Origin of the sequence: Mesonia aquimarina, from assembly GCF_003667275.1 — a bacterium.
In the GTDB taxonomy this organism is placed as follows: Bacteria; Bacteroidota; Bacteroidia; order Flavobacteriales; family Flavobacteriaceae; genus Mesonia; species Mesonia aquimarina.
Map to the genome: position 1 here is coordinate 13877 of NZ_RCNV01000015.1, position 22682 is coordinate 36558.

At 33.7% G+C, this 22682-nt stretch carries 18 protein-coding genes, 1 pseudogene and 1 CRISPR repeat array; of the genes and pseudogenes, 12 read left to right on the plus strand and 7 right to left on the minus strand.

Translation table 11 applies throughout. The features are described 5' to 3' along the window. Nucleotides 1-150: 150 nt before the first annotated feature. The 3 genes from D9R05_RS14730 to D9R05_RS14740 form a co-directional block, all read right to left on the minus strand. A complete protein-coding gene (locus tag D9R05_RS14730; protein ID WP_121667993.1) occupies nt 151-366 on the minus strand; it encodes a VF530 family protein in 216 nt (71 codons plus the stop codon). Between the two features lie 714 nt (nt 367-1080). Continuing rightward, entirely contained in the window at nt 1081-2196 is a 1116-nt protein-coding gene (locus D9R05_RS14735) for a mechanosensitive ion channel family protein (protein ID WP_121667994.1), read from the minus strand. Between the two features lie 695 nt (nt 2197-2891). Beyond that, on the minus strand, nt 2892-3215 hold the full coding sequence (locus tag D9R05_RS14740) for a hypothetical protein (RefSeq protein ID WP_121667995.1): 324 nt from the start codon (nt 3213-3215) through the stop codon (nt 2892-2894). 479 nt (nt 3216-3694) lie between these two features. Here D9R05_RS14740 and D9R05_RS14750 point away from each other — a divergent pair, with 479 nt between their 5' ends. The 5 genes from D9R05_RS14750 (at nt 3695) to cas2 (ending at nt 10598) form a co-directional block, all read left to right on the plus strand. Further along, nucleotides 3695-4087, plus strand: coding sequence for a helix-turn-helix domain-containing protein (locus D9R05_RS14750; RefSeq protein WP_121667997.1), 393 nt, complete (start codon nt 3695-3697; stop codon nt 4085-4087). A gap of 287 nt (nt 4088-4374) precedes the next feature. Beyond that, entirely contained in the window at nt 4375-8487 is a 4113-nt protein-coding gene (cas9, locus tag D9R05_RS14755; protein ID WP_121667998.1) for a type II CRISPR RNA-guided endonuclease Cas9, read from the plus strand. A gap of 103 nt (nt 8488-8590) precedes the next feature. After that, nucleotides 8591-9205, plus strand: coding sequence for a hypothetical protein (locus D9R05_RS14760; RefSeq protein WP_121667999.1), 615 nt, complete (start codon nt 8591-8593; stop codon nt 9203-9205). A 71-nt stretch (nt 9206-9276) separates the two neighbouring features. Further along, on the plus strand, nt 9277-10173 hold the full coding sequence (gene cas1, locus D9R05_RS14765) for a type II CRISPR-associated endonuclease Cas1 (RefSeq protein WP_121668000.1): 897 nt from the start codon (nt 9277-9279) through the stop codon (nt 10171-10173). Between the two features lie 77 nt (nt 10174-10250). Next, nucleotides 10251-10598: a CRISPR-associated endonuclease Cas2 gene (cas2, locus tag D9R05_RS14770; protein WP_121668001.1), complete on the plus strand. Its 348-nt coding sequence runs from the start codon at nt 10251-10253 to the stop codon at nt 10596-10598. Nucleotides 10599-10713: 115 nt separating this feature from the next. Next, nucleotides 10714-11366: a CRISPR direct-repeat array (repeat unit 46 nt; unit sequence GTTGTAAATCATGATTAAAAATACAATTCTGAAAGCAATTCACAAC). 9 nt (nt 11367-11375) lie between these two features. Here the strand turns inward: cas2 and D9R05_RS14775 are convergent. Continuing rightward, nucleotides 11376-11756, minus strand: a complete 381-nt coding sequence (locus D9R05_RS14775) for a Fur family transcriptional regulator (RefSeq protein WP_121668002.1) — start codon at nt 11754-11756, stop codon at nt 11376-11378. Nucleotides 11757-11847: 91 nt separating this feature from the next. Here D9R05_RS14775 and D9R05_RS14780 point away from each other — a divergent pair, with 91 nt between their 5' ends. The 3 genes from D9R05_RS14780 (at nt 11848) to D9R05_RS14790 (ending at nt 13731) form a co-directional block, all read left to right on the plus strand. Further along, complete coding sequence (locus D9R05_RS14780) at nt 11848-12762, plus strand: NAD(P)/FAD-dependent oxidoreductase (RefSeq protein ID WP_121668003.1); 915 nt, start codon at nt 11848-11850, stop codon at nt 12760-12762. 84 nt (nt 12763-12846) lie between these two features. Continuing rightward, nucleotides 12847-13095 (plus strand): hypothetical protein, encoded by a 249-nt coding sequence (locus D9R05_RS14785; RefSeq protein WP_121668004.1) that lies wholly within the window; start codon nt 12847-12849, stop codon nt 13093-13095. A gap of 9 nt (nt 13096-13104) precedes the next feature. Beyond that, nucleotides 13105-13731: a class I SAM-dependent methyltransferase gene (locus tag D9R05_RS14790; RefSeq protein ID WP_121668005.1), complete on the plus strand. Its 627-nt coding sequence runs from the start codon at nt 13105-13107 to the stop codon at nt 13729-13731. Nucleotides 13732-13752: 21 nt separating this feature from the next. Here D9R05_RS14790 and D9R05_RS14795 read toward each other — a convergent pair whose 3' ends face one another. Further along, nucleotides 13753-15555 (minus strand): hypothetical protein, encoded by a 1803-nt coding sequence (locus D9R05_RS14795; protein ID WP_121668006.1) that lies wholly within the window; start codon nt 15553-15555, stop codon nt 13753-13755. A gap of 601 nt (nt 15556-16156) precedes the next feature. Here D9R05_RS14795 and D9R05_RS14800 point away from each other — a divergent pair. Further along, complete coding sequence (locus tag D9R05_RS14800; protein ID WP_162985013.1) at nt 16157-16840, plus strand: hypothetical protein; 684 nt, start codon at nt 16157-16159, stop codon at nt 16838-16840. 286 nt (nt 16841-17126) lie between these two features. Here D9R05_RS14800 and D9R05_RS14805 read toward each other — a convergent pair. Both D9R05_RS14805 and D9R05_RS14810 read right to left on the minus strand, forming a co-directional pair. Next, nucleotides 17127-18270 (minus strand): annotated as a pseudogene (locus tag D9R05_RS14805) (IS91 family transposase). A 6-nt stretch (nt 18271-18276) separates the two neighbouring features. Beyond that, nucleotides 18277-19152 (minus strand): tyrosine-type recombinase/integrase, encoded by an 876-nt coding sequence (locus D9R05_RS14810; RefSeq protein WP_394340570.1) that lies wholly within the window; start codon nt 19150-19152, stop codon nt 18277-18279. A 296-nt stretch (nt 19153-19448) separates the two neighbouring features. Here D9R05_RS14810 and D9R05_RS14815 point away from each other — a divergent pair, with 296 nt between their 5' ends. The 3 genes from D9R05_RS14815 to D9R05_RS14830 all read left to right on the plus strand — a co-directional run bounded on the left by D9R05_RS14815 (nt 19449) and on the right by D9R05_RS14830 (nt 22532). Next, complete coding sequence (locus tag D9R05_RS14815; RefSeq protein WP_121668009.1) at nt 19449-20168, plus strand: L,D-transpeptidase family protein; 720 nt, start codon at nt 19449-19451, stop codon at nt 20166-20168. Nucleotides 20169-21001: 833 nt separating this feature from the next. After that, nucleotides 21002-21811 (plus strand): hypothetical protein, encoded by an 810-nt coding sequence (locus tag D9R05_RS14825; RefSeq protein WP_121668011.1) that lies wholly within the window; start codon nt 21002-21004, stop codon nt 21809-21811. Nucleotides 21812-22004: 193 nt separating this feature from the next. Continuing rightward, nucleotides 22005-22532, plus strand: coding sequence for a tetratricopeptide repeat protein (locus D9R05_RS14830; RefSeq protein ID WP_121668012.1), 528 nt, complete (start codon nt 22005-22007; stop codon nt 22530-22532). The last annotated feature ends 150 nt before the right edge of the window (nt 22533-22682 follow it).

Sequence of the window (22682 nt, forward strand, 5' to 3'; positions counted from 1 at the left end):
GAATAAGGAAATATATGGAAAAATGAATGAGCTATATGGTGTCATTTGATGGTTAAATTGGTATAAGCCTTATTTCCATAGCATTCACAAAACTAGTTTGATATTTATATTAATATCATTTTTAGCCTCCCCAAGCGCGTTAAAACCGACTTATCGCTTAATGGTTTTTAAATAAAGCTCTTCTACTTTGGTCCTTGCCCAATCGGTTCTCCGTAAAAACTTAAGGCTGGATTTTATGGAAGGATTAGATTTAAAGCAATTGATGTTGATATGTGCTGCCAAACCTTCCCAGCCATAATAATCTTGCAAATAGTTCAGCATATCGGCGAGTTTAACACCGTGTAGTGGATTGTTAGGTTGTGCCATGGAATTGATGTAAGTAAAATAATGTTGACATAAATAAGTTTTTGGCAAAGATAATGAGACTTTTATGCAGAATACCATAGTGAAGCCAGGTATTTATTATTGGCAAGCAAGCCATAATCGAAATGTCATGCAGTACTGTCACTTCGAGTGATTTTAACAGAGCGACAGCAAGGCTAAAATTGTATCGAGAAGTCGTTTAGTTTACAGTGTCATTTCGACGAAAGGAGAAATCTTTTCAACTTTAATAAAGATCACCCCTTCTTTTCCATTGCCGAAAAGAAGTAAACCTGCCTGCCGAAAAGAAGCAAAAGTCTAGGCTGACGAAAAAAGCATAAGAAAATACTACGGAACCCACCGCCACGAATGAAAATAACTCAACCTCTCTTTCGGTCGGTCTCAAACAAATTTTCATCCCATACCCTCGCTGCTTCCTTGAGTTTTAATCCTTTTTTCGATAGGCCAGGGTTAAAAATAAATTTGCTTGTCATTCCGGGCTTGATCCGGGATCTCATCAAATTAATAGTATTGTAAAAGATATTATTTCGAACTGGCAAAAAGGCAAAACAAAGAACAGATGTAACTTTGCGTGATTTTAAATAAGCGGTAGTGAGGGTGAAATTGTATCGAGAAGTCGTTTAGTTTAAAGTATTCAGTAAACAGAATTTTTCCAGTTCTAGTTCAATTTGCTTTTAGATTATAGTAAAAACGTATACGTTAATCAATTGATTCCGAATTTCTAAATTGATCCAACTGATCTTGCTTAAATACTAAGGTTCGGTGTGGGAAAGGAATTTCCACCCCTTCCGCATCAAATCGTTTTTTTATACTTTCGTAAAGCTCACATTTCATCACAAAGGCAGAAGCATAATCCCAGGCCCAAGCCCAAGCACGAATAGTCACCGAAGAATCCCCCAAATTAATAACGCGAACAATTACCAACGGAACTCCATTTTTAAGTTCTTGATGGGTGCGATTATCAAAAAGGTTGGGGTGTGCTTCGCACTCTTCTTTCATAATACGCTTAGCCAGATCGATATCGCTATCGTAGGAGATCCCTAGTTCTATCCACTGACAAATCTTTTTCTCTTCCAGATCATAATTCGTAACCTTCTCCTTATTAATAATTGCATTTGGAATAACAATCATTTTGTTCTGGTAATTTCTAATTACCGTATGCCGAAGCGTAATATCGGTAACCGTACCTACTAAAGTATCTGTAATTTTAATCACATTCCCTACCCGAAAAGGCTTAAATGAAATGATGAATATACCTCCTATAATATTTGCCAGCGCTTCTTGAGAAGCAATCCCAATCACAACGGCTAAGATTCCCGCTCCTCCAAGCGCCGTTTGTGCCACTCCTCGTAAGGCAGGAAAGGCTAAGGTAGCTAGAATAGCTCCAAAAAAATAAACGCCAAATACACTTAAGTAGCGTAAAAACTTATAGCTGGTGGGATCACCGTCAGCGGCTATCGTTTTCTTTATGATTCGTGAAAATAAAGTTTCTACAATACTTGCGCCAATAATGGTAAAAACTAATACAAAACCAACATAGACTATAAGTTCAAAATTTTTGGTGGCGACAGCATATTTATCTTTAGAAATAAATACAAAACTTAAAGCTGCTAAACCTAGAATAACCCATAAGGTATTGAGTATACGTTTGACCAATCTTATTGTAGTAGGTTTCTCGTTTGGATATTTTTTTGCTGCTTTTTTTACCAGCCACCTGTATAGCAATTTAGTAAAAAGCAACAGCAACAGCACAACGCCTATTACTATAAGAGCGTATATAATTGCATCGCTATACGTATTCCAAAAGTTGGTCATCATAATTTTATCTTGATAAAGCGAATTTTGATATTCAAATTAGTTTTTGCAAAGATAACCAGCCCTTCCCGGAGAATAGCATTACCTATATATAATTTCTGAAAAAATTGAGGTTAAGCGATAGTAAAACTCTAAATTGAATGCATACCTGTCACTTCGAGTGGTTTTAGCTGAGCGGTAGTGAAGGTGAAATTGTATCGAGAAATCATTTAATTTACAGTGTTCAATAAGCTGTATTTTCAATTTCGACTTCAAGTTTAAAATCATCAATTACTATTATCCTATTCCCTATCTACTACTTCCTACTTCACCTTGTCATTTCGACGAAAGGAGAAATCTTTTCAACTTCAATATATATCATCCCTTCTTTTCCATTGCCGAAAAGAAGCAAAAGTCTAGGCTGACGAGAAAAGCATAAGAAAATACTACGGAACCCACCGCCACGAATGAAAATAACTCAACCTCTCTTTCGGTCGGTCTCAAACAGATTTTCATCCCATATCCTCGCTGCTTCCTTGATTTTTAATCCTTTTCTCGATAGGCCGGTTTCTTCCTAATCATATACCAGTTAATTAAAGATGGAAATTTAAAATATACGCTATGCCTCTACCACGTAACTGATAACAAAAGTGGCACGTTAACGCTGAGCAATTAAAATGTTTTAACTGTAAAAAATTTTGGGTTAAGATCAGAAATTATTCGGAAGTTTTCTGAAACAATTGATAAGCTTCATCTAAAAACTCCCCTTCTTCAAAGGGTAAAAGGTCTCTGGCCAATTCTAAGCATTTTCCAATATGCTCTTTTGGTACTAGTTTAGCACGATCATATTCCTCCTGTTGACTCGCTAAAATACAAACTGCAAGTAAAGAATCTATAACAATTAACAACTCCCAATACCCCTTTAAATCTAAGTTTGTAGGTTTAAATCTATCTCCTTGTGTTTTGCGTAAAGCGTTCAGTTTACTGTTAGCAGATAATTTTAGCTGTCTCAACTGTTTGTCGTTAATTTTTTTCATCATCATCTTGTTTTTTGTAATGTTCTTTTATAATTTATTCAAGGGTTTCTAATTTATCTAAAGGTAATATTGGATAATATGTTCTAAGGTGGTTTACACATTGAGTTGATGGCCGGCAATACGAAGCCAAATTCTATTCTTTTTTGAAAAGTTCTATGATGGGAAATTTGCGGATGTTCATTAAATACTTTGAGTAGGAAAATTTGTTTAATAAGAACTCCACTCTCAGTAAAAATTAAAAACAGTTGTTTTTTTGTTTCCTTTATAAAGGGAATTAAATAGATGGCTTTTACCGAAAGAATCTCCTTAAGGTTTTGCAGTATGTGTTTTACTACCGGTCTCATAAAATTTTACTTTAAAAATTATGTAGGCTAAAGGAACGCTCATAAACTCGTGTACCGAACCCAAACGGGTAGTATAAAACCAAAATGAAATTGTACTTTACCAATCCATAAATTCATAAAAGTTAGTATCTTTGGAATATGAGTACAACAGCCACACCACATATCGGAAGAAAAATTAGCCGCATTAGAGAGTTACGCGGAATGAAGCAAGAAGCGCTAGCGATAGAACTAGGGATAAGCCAACAAAGCGTTTCTCATATAGAACAAAGTGAAACCTTAGAAGATGAAAAGCTGGAACAAGTAGCAAAGGTTTTAGGCGTCACTCCTGAGGCAATTAAGAATTTTTCGGAAGATAATATTTTGAATATAATCTCAAATACTTTTAATAGCAATGATACTTCTACCCTGAATGCTATAAATTTACAACCAACTTTTAATCCTATAGATAAGGTAGCTGAATTATATGAACGTCTATTAGAAGCTGAAAAACAAAAAGTTGCTTATTTGGAGAAGTTATTTGATAAAAAATAAAATTAGTTTTCATACTTTAATAAAAAAGCCATTAGCTGTTCAACGTTAATGGCTTTTTTTAGTTAAGATATACGTATTAATTAACCAAGCTTTTAAATTTTAAATAAAAAAAGGTGACAGAATTAGATCTGCCACCTTAAATGTTTTCACAACGGAATAATCCTTATTGTGAATTGCTTCAGAATTATAATCCAATATACATGTTTTTTTTAAAACAAGCATACTCAAGCCCGTTACTATTTTAACTTTTTTTACATATATTTAAGAACTGACTAAAATTTATTCGAATGAAAAAAATATTAGGACTGGATTTGGGGACTACATCCATTGGTTGGGCATACGTAAATGAAGCCGAAAACGAAAATGAAGAGTCATCAATTATTAAAAGCGGGGTTAGAGTTGTTCCACTTTCAACTGATGAAGAAAATGATTTTAAAAAAGGAAACAGCATCACTATTAATGCAGATAGAACATTAAAAAGAGGTGCAAGACGAAATAAGTTTAGATACCAACTGAGAAGAAAAGCGTTGATCAATGAGTTAAAAAGCATAGGTTTTATTGATGATAAAACAAAACTGACTGAAACTGGAAATGGCTCTACGCACGAACTCCTGAAGTTGAGAAATAAAGCTGTATCCGATAAAGTGGAAAAAGAAGAGTTTGCACGCATCCTTCTATCTATCAATAAAAAAAGGGGGTATAAAAGTAGTCGAAAAGCAAATAATAACGAAGAAGGAGAACTCATTGATTCTATGGGAATCACAAAAAAACTCTATGAGAATAATCTAACTCCAGGTGAATTTTCTTATCAGCTTTTAAAAAGTGGCAAAAAATCCTTACCCGACTACTATCGCTCTGATTTGGAAAATGAGTTTAGTCGTATTTGGAAAAAACAAAAGGAGTTTTACAGTGAAATTTTAGACGAAAATTTATTTACTGAATTAGCAGATAAAAACAAAAATCAAACTTGGAAAATTTGCGAACAGCCTTTTAAAATACAAGGAATAAAACTCGAAGGCAATAGAGATGAAAAAAAATTAGAAAAATTTAGACTTCGAAAAATAGCGTTAACTGAAAAAATTGATTTAGAATACTTAGCTATTGTATTACAAGAAATCAATAACGAAATTAATCAATCAAGTGGTTATTTAAGCGAAATTAGCGACCGAAGTAAAGAATTACATTTTAAAGATTTAACAGTCGGTCAGTATCTCTACGATCAAATTTCTAAAAACCCACATACAAGTTTAAAAAACCAAGTTTTTTACCGCCAGGATTATTTAAATGAATTTCAAAAAATATGGAATAAACAAGTAGAATTTTATCCTGAATTAACTAACAAAGTAAAAGATAAAATTCAGAATGAAATTATTTTCTATCAAAGAAGATTAAAATCACAAAAAGGGCTCATCAGCTATTGTGAGTTTGAAAGCTGGGAACAGGAAGTTAGTATTGATAGAGAGAAAAAGCGAAAAACTGTTGGTCACCGCGTTATACCAAAATCCTCCCCTTTATTTCAAGAATTTAAAGTTTGGCAAAACTTAAACTCCATCAGAGTAACAAATATAAAGACCAATGAAGTCTTTCATATTGAAGAAGATTCCAATGTTGAACTGTTTCAAAAACTAAACTGGACAGCTCAATTAACTGATAAACAAGTTTTAAAAGAGTTTGGTTTAAAACCAGAAGATTGGAAAATAAATTTTCAGAAAATTGAAGGCAACAAAACCAACCATAATCTTCTGGAAACGTATAAAGAAATTTTAAAAATCGAAGGCTACGATAATATCAATTTCTCAAAAATTGAACCTGATGTATTGCAACAAACGCTAGAACAATGTTTTAATGAAATTGGCATCGATAAAAATATACTTGAATTTGATGCCACTCTAAGCGGAAATAAATTTGCAAAACAAAAATCCTATGAGTTATGGCATTTGCTGTATTCCTACGAAGATGATTTTTCTCGTACAGGAACAAAATCTTTAGAAAACAAGTTAAAATCTAATTTTGGTTTTAAGGATGAACATTTACCTTATTTAATAAACATACGTTTTCAAGATGATTATGGTAATTTAAGTGCCAGAGCTATTCGTAAAATCATGCCTCACCTTCAAGAGGGCAAAATCTATTCTGATGCTTGTGAATTGGCTGGTTATAACCACTCAAATTCAGTAACCAAAAAGCAAAATGAAGATCGAAAATTAAAACCCAAACTTGATATTCTTAAGAAGAATAGTTTACGAAATCCTGTTGTAGAAAAAATATTAAATCAATGTATTAACGTGGTTAATGCTATTATTGAAGACCCCAAAATGGGGCGTCCAGATGAAATAAGAATAGAACTGGCCCGAGAACTCAAAAACACAAAAGAACAGCGAGATCAAATAACCAAAGCTATTGGCAAAGCTACTCGAGATCACGAAAAATATCGCGATGAGATTAAATCTAAATTTGGGTTACCACACGTAAGCAGAAATGATTTAATCAGGTATAAATTGTATAAAGAATTAGAATCCAACGGACATAGAACTCTTTACACAAACACCTATATCAAACCCGAAGACTTGTTTTCTAAAAAATATGATATTGAACATATCATTCCTAAATCAAGGCTATTTGATGATTCATATTCAAACAAAACGCTGGAAACAAAAGAAAGTAACTTAGACAAAGGAGATGAAACGGCCTTAGATTTTATAGAAAGAAAGTTTGGAAAAGAAGACTTAGAAAAATATATAAATCGTGTAGAAGAACTTTATAAAGCAGGAAAAATTAAAGGCTCAAAACATAGGAAACTCTTAATGTCTATAAAGGATATTCCTGAAGATTTTCTAAATCGAGATTTAGGTACTTCTGCCTATATTGCCAAAAAAGCAGCTGAAATTTTACTTGATGTCACTAAACGGGTAAGCTTAACTTCTGGAAAAATAACAAGCAAATTAAGAGATGATTGGGGCTTAATAAAAGTGATGCAAGAGTTAAATTGGGATAAATATGAAAAAGTTGGATTAACATATTACAAAGAAAACAAAGAAGGCAAGAGGTTACCCAGAATCAAAAACTGGACAAAGCGTAACGACCACAGGCATCACGCTATGGATGCTATTACTGTAGCTTTCACCAAACCGGGAATGATTCAGTATTTAAACAATTTAAACGCAAAAACTAATAAAGAAATTTTTAAACTTGAAAACAAGTATACTTATAAAGATGAGAAAGGCAAGCGTAAGTTTATTGCACCATTCCCTCATATTAGAAAAACTTCAAAAGAAAATTTATCTCAAATTTTAATTTCCCATAAAGCAAAAAATAAAGTTACAACAAAGAATAAAAACAAGATAAACTTAAAAGGTAAAAACTCATTCAAATACCAAACTGTTGAAACTCCAAGAGGTCAGCTTCATAAAGAAACCGTATACGGTAAGTCAAAATATTATGAGACTAAAACAGAGAAAATTGGTGGTAAATTTAATAAAGAGCATATTAATTTTGTGGCAAAAAAAAGTCACAGAAATGCATTGCTAAAAAGACTTGAAGAGTTTGAAAATACCCCTAAAAAAGCATTCACTGGTAAAAACGCATTGGCTAAAAACCCAATATTTTTAAATGGAACTCAAGAAACAGTTCCTGAAAAAGTAAAGTTAGCTTGGTTAGAAGATAGGTTTACGATAAGAAAAGAAATAACACCCGACATAAAAATTGATAAGGTTGTAGATGAAGGGGTCAAGAAAATTCTCCGAAAAAGACTGAAAAACTTTAATAACAAACCCAAAGAAGCATTTGCAGACTTAGACAAAAATCCCATCTGGCTTAATAAAGAAAAAGGAATAAAAGTTAAGCGAGTTAAAATAACAGGAATTTCTAATGCAGAACCGCTTCAACATGCTAAAAATCATTTTGGAGAAGAAGTCTTGGGTAAAAACAATAATAATATTCCTACTGATTATGTGAGTACGGGTAATAATCATCATGTGGCTATTTATAAAGATGAAAAAGGAAATTTACAAGAAGAAGTAGTTTCATTTTACGAAGCAGTAGCAAGAAAAAATGCTGATTTACCCATCATCAATAAAGAACATGAAAAAGGCTGGGAGTTTTTATTTACCATGAAACAAAACGAAATGTTTGTATTTCCAAACGAAGAAAAAGCCTTCAATCCTAGTGAAATAGACTTATTGAATCCTAATAATAAAGCTTTAATCAGTGAGAATTTGTTTCGGGTGCAAAAGTTTACTCATAAAGATTATTTTTTTAGACATCATTTAGAAACTAACGTCGATAATACAAAAGAAACACATAAATTATCTTGGGTCAGAACAGGGTTATCAGGTATTAAAAATATTCAAAAACTGAGATTGAATCATTTGGGTGATATTGTTGAAGTTGGAGAATATTAAAAAAGTAATAAAATGATAAAATTTACCTCAGTAAAAAATAATTCACAGCCCTTGCAGGTTTTCAAACCCTGCTAGGGCTCAATTCAACAACTAAAAGTTAAAAATGCAAGACAAACAAGCTATATTAATCCCAGGAAACACCTACCATATCTACAATAGAGCAAACGGGAATGAGCGCTTGTTTCTATCAGATGAAAACTATCGGTTCTTCCTTAAAAAATACACCACGTATATTAGTCCAATAGCCGATACGTTTTGTTATTGTCTGATGCCCAATCATTTTCATTTTTTATTGAGGATTAAAGAGAAAAACAAACTACTTGAGTTTTACAAGCATAAGAATAAGAAAGCAAACCTTCAAGGTTTTGAAAACCTTGAAGGTTTAATATCCCACCAATTCAGTAATTTCTTTAATGCATATTCTAAAGCCTTTAACAAACAACAACACAGAAAGGGAAGCCTATTTATGCATACTTTCAAAAGAAAGATAATAACTGATCAAGATTATTTCAGAAAAGTTATGCATTATATTCATTACAATCCTATAGAAGCAGGATTGGTTCAATTTACGAAAAACTGGAAATATTCATCTTATCGCACAATTATTTCCAAAGGCAAAACAAAGTTAGAAAGAGAAGAAAGCATCAGCTATTTTAACGATCTTAAAAACTTTATTCACTGTCATCAAGAACCTCCTAAGTTAACAGGAATAGAGTGAGTTTACACTATCGCTATTAAGCTTTTTTAAAGTTTTAATCTTTAAAAAAGCTAACTACTAAAAATTAAATTATGATAAAACGCAGTCTTTTTTTTACTAATCCAGCCTACTTAAGTACACGAAACGAGCAATTGGTAGTTAACTTTCCAGAGGAAAGTAAGAAAGAAAAAACTGTCCCAATTGAAGATTTAGGTTTTGTTATTTTAGAAAATCAACAAATCACCTTAACCAATGCGCTGTTAATGAAATTGGTTCAAAACAAAACAGCTGTAATTACCTGCGATCAACAGCACCTCCCCTGCTCTCTTTTGCAACCCTTAGTGGGGCATACCGAACAAACCGTACGCTATCGGCATCAGCTCGATGCCAGTGTACCCCTAAAAAAGCAGCTCTGGCAACAAACCGTAATGGCTAAAATAAGCAATCAAGCCCAGCATTTAAAACGTTTAGATAAGTATAGCCTAAAGTTAGAACGCTGGGCTGGCGAAGTTAAAAGTGGCGACACCCAAAATCACGAAGCCATTGCCGCAGCACATTACTTTCAGAATTTGTTTACTATTGAAAATTTCAGTCGCAATCAAAAAGGCATTCCTCCCAACAATTTATTAAATTACGGCTATGCAATTTTACGGGCAATTACCGCCCGTGCTATTGTAAGTAGCGGCATGCTTCCTTCGGTGGGTATATTTCACCACAATAAATACAATGCATTTTCTTTAGCCGATGACATCATGGAACCTTACCGACCTTTTGTAGATGCTTTGGTTTTTAATATAGTTGAAAGTGGCTGTAATATAGAAGAACTAAACACCAACATCAAAGTAGAACTCTTGCAAATTCCGGCAATGGATGTAGAAATTGATGGAAAAAAGAGTCCGCTAATGAATGCCATGAGCAGAACCACGAATAGTTTGTATGAATGTTTTTATGGCAGTAGCCGAAAAATATTATACCCTGAATTTGGGTAGTAATGATTGATTGAATAACTAGATAAGTAAGATACTTATATCAAAAGTCGCGACTATGAACAAATAAATAAATTACTATGGAAAATTCACATTTTTCCCGATTAAACCAGTATAGAAGCATGTGGGTACTTGTATTTTTTGATTTACCAACCGAAACCAGAGTTGAACGGAAAGCAGCCACTCGATTTCGAAAACAATTAATAGACGATGGTTTTGGGATGTTTCAATTTTCTATTTACAGTCGGTTTTGTGCCAGTCGTGAAAATGCAGCGGTACACATTAAACGAACTAAAAATAATTTACCTAAAAAAGGAAAAGTAGCGGTGATGCAAATAACCGACAAGCAATTTGGGATGATTGAATTATTTCATGGAAAAAAAGAAGTTGAACCTGAAACACCAGATCAACAATTAGAACTCTTCTAATAAATAGAATCAAAAATGTTAGGCAAAGCAGAGTAAATACCTAATTTTCAACGCACATTTTTTATTCCTAAAAACAGCCTTAAAAAACAACATACCAGACGGTTACGACTGGTATGTTGTAAATCATGATTAAAAATACAATTCTGAAAGCAATTCACAACTGGAATGCAGCATTAAACGCCAATCCTATAGTTGTAAATCATGATTAAAAATACAATTCTGAAAGCAATTCACAACTACGCAAATATTACCCTCGCGTGCCTTTATGTTGTAAATCATGATTAAAAATACAATTCTGAAAGCAATTCACAACGAAGCAAATAACGAGCGTAAGCATAGTAAGGTTGTAAATCATGATTAAAAATACAATTCTGAAAGCAATTCACAACAGTGGAAGCCAATGATTCTTACTATGTTTCGTTGTAAATCATGATTAAAAATACAATTCTGAAAGCAATTCACAACCACAAAGCACGGGAACAAAAAACACATTCGTTGTAAATCATGATTAAAAATACAATTCTGAAAGCAATTCACAACGGAGGTTTTGAGTGTTGGCGCAAGTAGCAAGTTGTAAATCATGATTAAAAATACAATTCTGAAAGCAATTCACAACGCATTGCTTTTTTAAAGCCTACAGGATTGTGTTGTAAATCATGATTAAAAATACAATTCTGAAAGCAATTCACAACCAGCACCTTCTTGATAATAACCAACAAAAGGCTGTAAATCATGATTAAAAATACAATTCTGAAAAAAATTAAATAATCACACCACTTAAGAACAAGCTTTACAAAAGCCGGAAATAACCAAATTATGCACCTTAGCGACATAACCTTCCGGCAGGGGTACCGAAAGCGCTTGTTTTAAACACTCTACCGTTCCGCATTGTAAACACCTAAAATGAATATGATTATGCGAGTGGAGCTGCTTTTTTTCATCACAGTTAGCACACATGGCAAAATATTGTTTTCCATTATCTCCTACTACTTTATGTACTTTGCCATCTTCACAAAACCTATTTAAAACTCGATAAATAGTAGCCCTGTCCATAGCAGAACTAACCCGATCCTGAATCATCTCATGACTTAAGGCATTGCCCGATGCGGCAAGTACTTCTAATATTTCCTCTTTAGAGGCGGTGCTTCTTCGTTTCATAATTTTATTGCGACAAAGTTGCAATATTACAAAATTATAGTACATTTGTCAAGTAACTAATGCGACTTAATCGCACTATAAATATAAGGCTATGAAAAATAACACAATAGTGGACGTCATCATCATGGGGGGAAGTTATGCGGGGCTTTCGGCTGCATTGGCCTTGGGGAGGTCTATGCGACAGGTATTAATTATCGATAGCGCTAGCCCCTGTAACAAGCAAACGCCGCATTCGCATAATTTTATCACACAAGATGGGGCAACACCGCATGAAATTAGTGAATTAGCTAAAGAACAGGTTCTCCACTATAATACGATAAGCTATATAGAAGACCTGGCGCTTAGTGCTCATAAATCCGATTCAGGATTTAGCGTTCACACAAAATCCGGCAAAGAGTTTTCTTCAAAAAAGTTAATTCTGGCTACCGGTATTACCGATATTATGCCGTCAATAAAAGGATTTTCAGCTTGTTGGGGGATATCCATTGTGCATTGTCCCTATTGTCACGGCTACGAAATTAGAAATAAGAAAACAGCGGTCTATGCAGATACTCCTACTGCATTGCATCTTGCACCTTTAGTGAAAAACCTTACGGATGATTTAAGCTTAATTATTCCTGATCAAGCGGAAGCTAATATGGAAGAAATACAACTACTTAATAAATATGACATTCAAGTTATGCATACTGAGATTTCAGCGATAGAGCATCAGCATGGTCATTTGCAAAATATAGTATTTGCAGATGGAACCAAACACACATTTGAAGCGCTATACGCACCTTTAGCCTTTAAACAGCATTCTTATATCCCTGAAGAATTAGGCTGCAAGTTTACCGAAAAAGGGCATATAGAAGTCGACGCATTTCAAAAAACTACTGTAGAAGGGGTTTATGCATGTGGAGATAATTCGTCTATGATGCGTTCACTAGCTCAGGCTGTACAGAGTGGGAATGTTGCCGGTGCAATGGTGAATGCTGCATTGGCACAGGAACACTTTAGCTTATAGCAAGGGGCGTTTAGCGCTGGGCTAAGCTGCTAAAATGGACAAAGCTTTAAAAAATAACACTGAAATTTTAAACTCAAAACACCTATGATAGAAGTATTTACTACCACTATTCCAACACCGAAAAAAGCAAGGATTGTAATTAAAAAACTAAAAACTGAATTTCCTGATTCAAAAATTCATGTGGATATAGAAGAAGAAATAAAGAATTACCCCTGTACCCACAGTATTTTGCGATTTGAAGGCAAATACACGTCTTCCAATAGTATTCGACAAGTCGTATTGAAGGAAGGCTATCAATGTGATGTGTTAGAAGATAAAGTCTGTCATTCATAAGAAGATACCATGACTAATTTTTGGGAAGAAAGTTTTCAGAAAAACCACAAGATGTGGGGAGAAGAACCCGCTGTATCCGCAGCGATGGTAGCGAATGATTTTATGCAGAAAGGATACCGTGAAATTTTAATACCGGGTTGTGGTTATGGAAGAAATACCCTCCCTTTTATTGACCTGGGAATGAATGTAACCGGAATTGAGATTTCTGAAACCGCTATTAAAATGGCCACTAAACAAATACCGGATAAGCTGAAGATCTACAAAGGCGATGTGACTAAAATGCCTTTTGACGAGAAAAGCTATGAGGGAATCTTTTGTTATTCCTTACTTCACCTGTTAAATAGCGCGGAAAGAATAAAACTTATTAAAAATTGCTACTCCCGGCTCCGTCAAGGAGTAAGCATGGTTTTTGTGACACTTGCCAGCAACGATCATCAATTTGGGAAAGGGCTAGAAATTTCGCCCAACCGGTTTTTATCAAAACATCAGGTGAAATTGTATTTTCATGATAGAACTGCTGTGCAGGAAGCCTTTGGCGATTTTGGATTAACAGGTGCTAAAGAAATTCTAGAACCGATTAAAAATACAACTCCTACGCGTTTTCAATCATTATGGTTAATAAGCTGCAAAAAATAAGCGCTCCCTCTTCTCTACTCGCTAACGCAATACAGGAATAGCTATAGACATGAGTTCTTCTTTATACTCTAACAGTTCTTTTTGAATCTGTTTATAGGCTGAGGATTGAGCGGGTTGAAACAGTTGTTGATAATAGGCAATTCCATCCATTAAATTGGCTTTAAACCGCTCCCATTTCTTAAGCTGTTGGGCACTGATTTCTTCTGAAGTCGTTTCGATTTCAGTACGGAGGTAGTTTACATACATTTTCAATTCACTGATAAACATATGAGAACGAGCTGTCGGACTGAGCACAGAAGCATTGCCGTAAATATGCTGTATCATCTTAACCAACGAGACTTCCTTATCAAAATAAGCCATATTAGGTCCGGGACAAATAACCACTCCCTGAGCTTGACCTTTAATCGGGAGGTCGTGTTCCATATAAGAGGCATTGGCTAAACCGACACATAAACAGGCTTTTTCGTTTATTTTTGTTTGCTCTTTTTTATATTGAGCCGCAGAGACCTGCTCTTTTTTTTCTGCTAAGGCTTGTAATTTAGCCGTTTGATATTTTTTAGAAGCGGTACAAACTCCCTCAGGTCCAAATTCTTTGCTTAAAGCAAGGTATTTTTTAGGACATGAGCTTCCGGCTTTATGGGCAGCGATGCGTTTTTGCTTATAATACTCATTCGTAGTTCCTGTAAGCGTATTAAAAGGCACGCCTAAAGGTGAAATCCCACTTAAATATAAATCCTTTTCTTTTGCTTTAACGAGTAAGGCTCTAGTTTCTTTATCGACCGAAGTAGCCTCGGGAACCAATAAAAACGGACTCCCCCAGCCTACCGAATCTACTCGGTAGTGTTCCTGCAAAAATGCATGTTCCGAAGCGGTGCCCACCCCTCCTTGAACACTTATTTTTAACGCTAAAACTTTGTTGGGAACCGGAAGCCCTTTTTGATGCAAAGCTTTTACCAAAATCTCGTGTGTCTCTTCTAGTAAGGCTTCTTTTTTGGTTTTAAACTCTTCTAAAATGAGGCCTAATAAAAAACCTTCGGTTGCAAACGCATGACCCCCACAATTTAAACCCGATTCAATTCGATATTCGGAAACCCAAAGTCCTTTCTTTGCAAAAAATTTACCCTGAATAATCGCCGAACGATAATCACTTACTTTTAGCGTGATTTTCTTTTTTAGGCGTCCATTGCGATCCGGAAAAAAGTCATTGAAATTTTCAAAATAACTATATAAACGCGGATTCATTCCCGCGGAAAGAACTACGGAAGAACTTAGATTGCTTTTAGCAAATCCACGAAGGGAGGCATGGGCATCATTAAACTCTACCGGCAATTGCTTGCCCTTAGAAAAGTTATCTTTATCTACTTTAGTCATAATGTTAACATCAATCGCTCCCGGTACCAAATACTTTTCTAAATAGGCTTCGACCGTAGCCTTCGGTACATTCCCTTGTTTTAAAAATGTAGAAAATCTCGCTTTAATCGTAGAGTTATTGGGCAACATAGCAACAAAACCTTCTAAAGCTTTAGTACTGTGTATGAGTTCTTTTTTAAATGCTGAAAACTTATGCTTAACAATGCTTGCTACCAAGTTTAAATACGAAGTAATACGTTTAGCGCGATAGTCGTGTTCTTTTATACTAACTTTTTGATACGGGAGATTGAATTTCTTAGCGTACAAGGCATTCATTTTTTCCATAAGCTCATCGTCAATAATGGAGATTACGGAAGAAATCCCATAGTGAGCCACTCGAATCGGACTATCGATGGTATAGGCTAAACCCATAACCGGAATATGAAAACTGTGTACAGCTTGCGATGAAATCATCATGTGGGCATTTTAATAATTTAATAGCTGCAAATATGCCCTTTACTATGCTTTTAAAAACTGACATTTATCATATTTCGGTTTTTCAATAAGCCCATATGCCTATTAATCAACTTCTATGGAGGTATTGAAAACTCAAAAGAAATAATAATTGTACAATGCAATTTCCTGTTAGCATTAAAGCTTATTACTTCTAATCCGTAGCAGTACTTTCTTTTAAGGCTTACTGATGCTATGTATATAGTAAAGCCGTATTAAACATATATTGAATTAAATCCTAAGAAATAGTGAGTCCACAGTGAAAACACGGTATTGTGGTGAAGTGTAGTTAGGCCCTAAGCGCAGTGTGGACTCAGTATGGATTCAATAGGGCGTATCCAGGAAGTATCCATATATTAAATGTCCTTAGTTTAAACTTATAAAAGCTATACTTATTGCGGATATTATTCATGATGTATTCGATTTGCGAATATGAATTTACTACAACCGCCGGAAGTATCTTATAAGCCCTTTTTTTAGCAGTATATTTTCTTACATTATCCCGTAACAAGTTATGAGAAATAGATATATTTGTTAGGATGTTATGAATTGGCATTAATTTATGAAAAACCTTGTCTTTTTACTATTGTTATTGCCAAGCGGAATTTGTGCACAAACAAAAAAGGATGTTGAACCTAAAAATGAGAGTTATATCACAACTGATTTATTTTCACCATTTTATTTTCAGGGAAATACAAACGGATTTAGTAATAACGGAACACCTCGTTGGCGAATTGGATATATTAAAAACTTGAATACTAAAACAAAAGTCGGAATAGATATTGGTTACGGAAATGCTAACAATTCTCTTATTCAAACATTTGATAATTATTCGCTTTGGGAAATACGACCTGAATATTACCACATACTTAACCCCAACAGAAAAACTTTAAAATATTTTTCTTTCGAGTTATTTTATTTAAATCAAAACGAAGTATTTAAAGATCAATCATTTATATCTAAAAAAAACGAATATCTGACTTTTAACAAAGCAGATTATAAGAGGCAAAAATTTGGATTAATCCCAAAATTTGGAATGTTTGTAAATTTATCCAACAAAATTGGATTGAATTGGTATACTGGTGCGGGCATAAATTATAGAATAAATAGTTATAACAATTTTGTGAATTTAATGCCAAGACAATTTAATGAAGAACATTTCTCACCTTATTACAGAAAAGAAGGAAATAAAATTGGAGTGGAATTTACTCTTGGCTTAAAATTATATTATACAATAAAAAACTAATGGCAATAACTAGCGTTCGTGTGGTCGGTACGACCCAACATGAACGCCTTGTTGACTGAACCGGTTGCCGGTCGGTTAGCCTACTATGGGGATTAGTCTGGTTATAAAGTGTTTTGAGTATGGTTTTACTAGGCTATTGGAAGTTGGTTTTAGCCTAATGGAGTTTTATTTAGTTGTTTTTTTTACATTTTAATTTTCGATAACACTTATTTCTTTTGGTTTTATGCTAATTTTTGGTTCAATCTTAAATTTGAGCAAATAATGTCCTGTTACGTGCTTAGCAACGTTACTTTATTTGGGACTTATCTAACTTTTCTAACCAGTATTTTGGTGGTCCTCTAGCGGTAAAAATACTTAGGGTTATTAAATTACCTTTTTTGCATTTTGAACATTTTCGATGTAATATTGGTGGTCTTTCTTTTAAACGAACAGGCGCTAGAGTGGCCTTTAAATTGCTTAAACTTACGCGCTTATGGTAACTGCTTAACAAACCGTAATGTCGGATGCGCACAAAACCCTTTGGTAAAATATGTAATGCAAAGCGTCTTATAAATTCTGCTTGGCTTAATTCTAGCACATAGGGTTTTCCGCCATGCCGATAATCTTTAGCAGAAAAGCTAACCTTATCTTTCTCTATTGCTAATAAGCGATGGTTGCTAATGGCTATTTTATGGGTGTATCGACCTAAGTATTCCACCACTTGTTCTGGGCCTAAAAAAGGACGCTTACAATACACTACCCAATCTTTGGTAAATAGTGTATTATAAAAATTTGGAGTTGTATCTTCTAACACTTTCCGTAATTCTGCAACAAAACGTGCCCTAAAAACCTTACTCATCGCTTTTACTGGGAACAGGTAGCGTGCCCTGCGGCAGCCAGTTTTTCCTTGCTGTTTGGTAGGTTGCCATTTACCAGATTTGCTAAGCCCTCCACCGGGAACAATACAATGTAAATGAGGATGTAAAGATAAATTCTGTCCCCAAGTATGCAGTATAGCAATCATACCTGTTTGTGCTCCCAAAAACTTGGGGTTGTTCCCAAAACCTTGGATGACCTGCCAAGCCACTTTAAACAGTAGCCCATAAAGTACTCTTGGTTTATATAGGCATAAACGATTTAGGGTGTGTGGCAGTGTAAAAACCACGAAAATATGGTACAGGTAAAAGCTCGGCTTCTCGGGCTTGGATCCACCGTTCTCTTTGATGTCCCTGGCACTTGGGACAATGCCGGTTGCGGCAGCTATTATAGCTCAGGTGTAAGCTTTGGCAATCGGGATTATCACATTGGTCTATATGGCCGCCCAAAGCTGCCGTACGACATTTACGAATGTTGTGTAGGGTTCGGTATTGCCAGCTATTACTGCAATAATCCTTTAAATTGTTGTTATGCTGTTGTAAAACCTGAGCTACTTCGTAGGTAGCAGTTCTCATCTTCCTTTAAGAATACAGCTTATCTAAAGGAGAAAAGGGCTTTTGTCTACCTAGCTGTGCCACGTGTAGGTAAACTAAGGTTGTTTGAATATCGGCATGTCCCAATAGCTCTTTAATGCTCATGATATCCAAACCCATTTCTAGTAAATGGGTGGCATAACTATGCCTAAAACTATGAGTGGTAATTTCTTTTGGGATACCACTATGTTTTCGAGCCTCACGGACTACCCATTGTACACCCCGGGTAGATAATGGTACTGCTTTACCTGTTTTGTCATTACCATTAAAAACCCACCGCCTAGGGTGTTCTGCGGTAATATAGCGTTTTAGTCCGCGTATTAAAATGATTGACAAAGGCACATAACGATCTTTACGCCCTTTACCTTGGCGCACATGCAGCGTCTTACGATCAAAATCTAGGTCTTTTAGTTCTAAGTTACGCAGTTCGAAACAGCGAAGACCACAGCCATATAACAGCGCTAAAATGAGCCGATGTTTTAGTAATTTAGGGGTTTTTAAAACTTGCTTTACTTCCTTTTGACTTAATACTACGGGAAGTCTCTTGCTGCGTTTTATCGCTGGAAGCACAATACGCTTAACATCCAGATCGTAGATGCGGTACAGGTAGCGTAGCCCATAAACCGTATGTTTAAAAAAGCTCTCAGAAGGGGTTTTGTTTTTAGATTTTAAAACGTGCAGGTAATCTAAAATTTGTTCTTCATCCAAATCTAATGGACTGCATTTAAAGTACAGGGTGATGTGAGATAGACAACGGGCGTAATTAGTAAGGGTGCTTTGACTCTTTCCTGAAACAGAGACTGCACGTTGTAACTTTAAATAGATGTTTTTAAATTCTGGAACAGAAAAACATGCTTTTTCAATTAGAGTACTACTTTTTTTTCATAATTTTATATTTATATGATTTAATGATACTTAAAGGTAGCCAAAGGTGAGGACATTCACTAGAAAGCTACCTTTAGGTTTAGTTCAACAATGCTAACCGTTGTACAAGCCCTAAGTTTTAAAAATACTTCATCAATATTAGCCGCTTTTTGGCGTTTTTATTCCTATATTCCGTAGCCTTAGGTAAAAATTGAGTTACGTATTTATTCCCTTTACCAATCAGAATAAATAAATATATTTGTTAGGGTATAAACAGTTAGATAGCATTTGAAAGAATGATCAGAAAGATACTTTTAGTTGTAGGCTTAATAATTGCTGTCATCATCTTTTTAAAATATGGTAGAACAGTCTACATGCCAATGATAAATAAGTTAAACGGAAACGAGACTGTTGAGTCAAGAATTAATGCCATTCAAGCAGAAGTTTGGAATCGACTTGAAAACAATTTGAATTTGGCAGGTTATAAAATGGACTATCCCAAGAAGATAATTCTCGTAGCTTTTAAAGAAGAACAAGTTCTTCAAGTGTACTCTAAGGACTACAATGGAATTAAGTTAATAAAAGAGTATTCATTTACAGCGTTTAGCGGTGAACTTGGTCCTAAATTAAAAGAGGGCGATAAACAGATCCCAGAAGGAATTTATGAAGTTGAGTATCTAAATCCCAATAGTTCATTCTACCTCTCTATAAAAGTAAATTACCCAAACAAATTTGACAAATCAAAAACTGAACTATCGAATATTGCTGATATGGGTGGAGATATTTTTATACACGGAAAATCAGCTACTATTGGATGTATCCCAATTGGAGACGAAGCGATTGAAGAATTATTTGTATTAACACAAAAGGCAATAAACAACAAAGTCAAAGTTATTATTAGCCCACGAGACTTTCGAACTAAGCCTGAATACCCTGATATTGCAGGCATAGAATGGGAGAACGAATTGTATAAACAAATTGAAAAAGAAATAAAAATGCTACCTAACAATGGGTAACCCTTGCACAAACCCTAAATTTTAGTAATATCATCAATAGAATCCGCTTTAGTAGTTTTTGATTTTTAGTTTTCTACATTAAATAAAAAAAGAGATGCTTATTTTATCCCGTTACAAGTTATGGTAAATAGATATATTTGTTAATATATCATGGATTTGTGCATTATTTCAAAATACCAACCGGACATTTTTTGATGAAAAATAAATTTCTATTAATTTCTTTTATCCTGATTCTTTTTCTGAGCTGTAACTCAACTGAGATTAGAAATTTGAATAATAAAACGATAAAGTATTCTAATCTTCCTCAAGAGGTCAAAGATGTTGTTTTCAAGCCGTATTATCCTGATCCAAGTGATTCAACCAGGTCTACATTTTTTATTGATTTAAATAATCCACCTCGATATATTGAAATTTCAAAACAATCCTTTCTGCCGTGGATTTATAATTCAGAATTACACAGAATAGAAGATGACAAAATTTTTAAACTCAACTTTAATGCAGAATATGAATATAAAATAGTAGTATTAGAAGATTTCTTATATATCCCTAAACATTCGAATATCTTTAAATCTGACAGTTTAACCTATTCTTTCTCTAGATTTAGTTTGAAGAAATAATTAAAAAATAATGCACAACCTCAGTAACCTTTGCATAAGCCCTAACTTTTAAAAACACTTCATCAATATAAGCTGCTTTTAGCAGTTTATATTCTTATATTCCGTAGCCTTAGGTAAAAAATAGAGTTACTTATGTTACTCCGTTAAAATTCAGAATAAATAAATATATTTGTTAGGATTTGTTGTACGTCATTTTAAAAAAAAATTATAATCTAAATGAAAATTGAGAAATATAACCAAAGACTTCTAGCCATTTTAGGAACCTTAATAGTAGTTTTTTTGATCGTTGCTTTAATAGCATTTATATCAATAACAATAATTGAAAATAGAAGATTTAACAATAATGATAAAGGTATCTTATCGGACGAAAAAATTGAGCAACTACAAAAGGAAAATAAACGTGAACAAATTATTTCTTACGAAACACCAATATTAATTGATACTTTAAAATCAAAATACATTATTCCCGTTTCATATAGAAATTTAAAGAAAAAAGAAGATATTAATGGACTTCTAAATGCTACTTCATCGGCGAATTATGAAAAGACAGATAATAGATATTCAAGAGCATTTTACGGAGAATTCAATAATGTAATTGTTTATAATTCCATAAATAATATAAAGAAAAAGTTATTTAATAAAAGAGTTAATTTCAATGATATAAAAACAGAGTATTTCGATGATGATATTCTTTTGCTAATTAAAGCATCTGATAAAGACACTCATAAAGATGGAGTAATAAATTTAGATGATTTTAAATCGCTTTATTTTTATTCATTTACTCAAAATCAATCAAAAAAAATCGGAATTGAAAATATGGATGTCTACAATTATAAATTTTTGAATAACTCTAAGGATTTAATAATTGAATTTGGTGTAGATAAAAATAAAAATGGTAGATATGAAAATTATAATGAACCAATTATAATTAAAAAATACGATTTTAAAACCGGAAAATTAATTAATGTCATTGATAAGGAAATGAATTCAGAACTTCAAAATACATTAGAGGGGACAAAAAAATAATTATGCACAACAGTGGTCGTTGCACAAACCCTAAATTTTAGTAATATTATCAATATAAACCGCTTTTAAGGTTTTAATTTTTACACCCCATAGGATTAAGTAAGAAATTGACTTACTTATTTGATCTCATTACAGATTCATATCTTTCTTAAGATACCTGTTGTACAATATTTAATCAAACTATCTCGAAAATATGTTTACACCAATTATAAGAATTGTACTTGTCATATTAAGCTTAATTGCGGCTATATATTTTTACTCAAAAAAGGATTATGTAAATATGTCAATGATGCTGGTAGCGTGTGGTCTTTTTATTTACGGATATTTCAAATATGGAACTATTTATGCTGCTTTTCAACAAATAAAAAAAAACAATATAAAAAAAGCTGAAAAATTGATATCTAAAGTCAAAAATCCAAATAAACTGACTAAAAGAGAGAAGAGCTATTACTATTTTACGACCGGAATTATTGCCTTAGAGAAAAAGAAATTCGAAAAAAGTCATTCTGACTTGACTCAAGCATTGGATATAGGTTTAAGAACTGAAAATGATAAATCAATCGTATTATTGAATTTGGCTAATATTGAACTATTGAGAGAAGATCATAATAAAGCGATTGAATACATTAAAATATTAAAGCAACTTAAATTAAAACCAATAGTCGAATTGGAAACAAACCGAATTGAAAAGGAAATAAAAACGTCGAAAAATAATGTATAACCGCAATTATGGCGGAATCGGACGTAGTCAAATCTACTCGGAATTGTTTACGTCTATAATCAAACAAAAATCATTAACTTTAAACCCGTTACTGACACTTACCTAAAACCACTCTCCTACTTTTTTGTAAAAGATATTCATTACAAATTA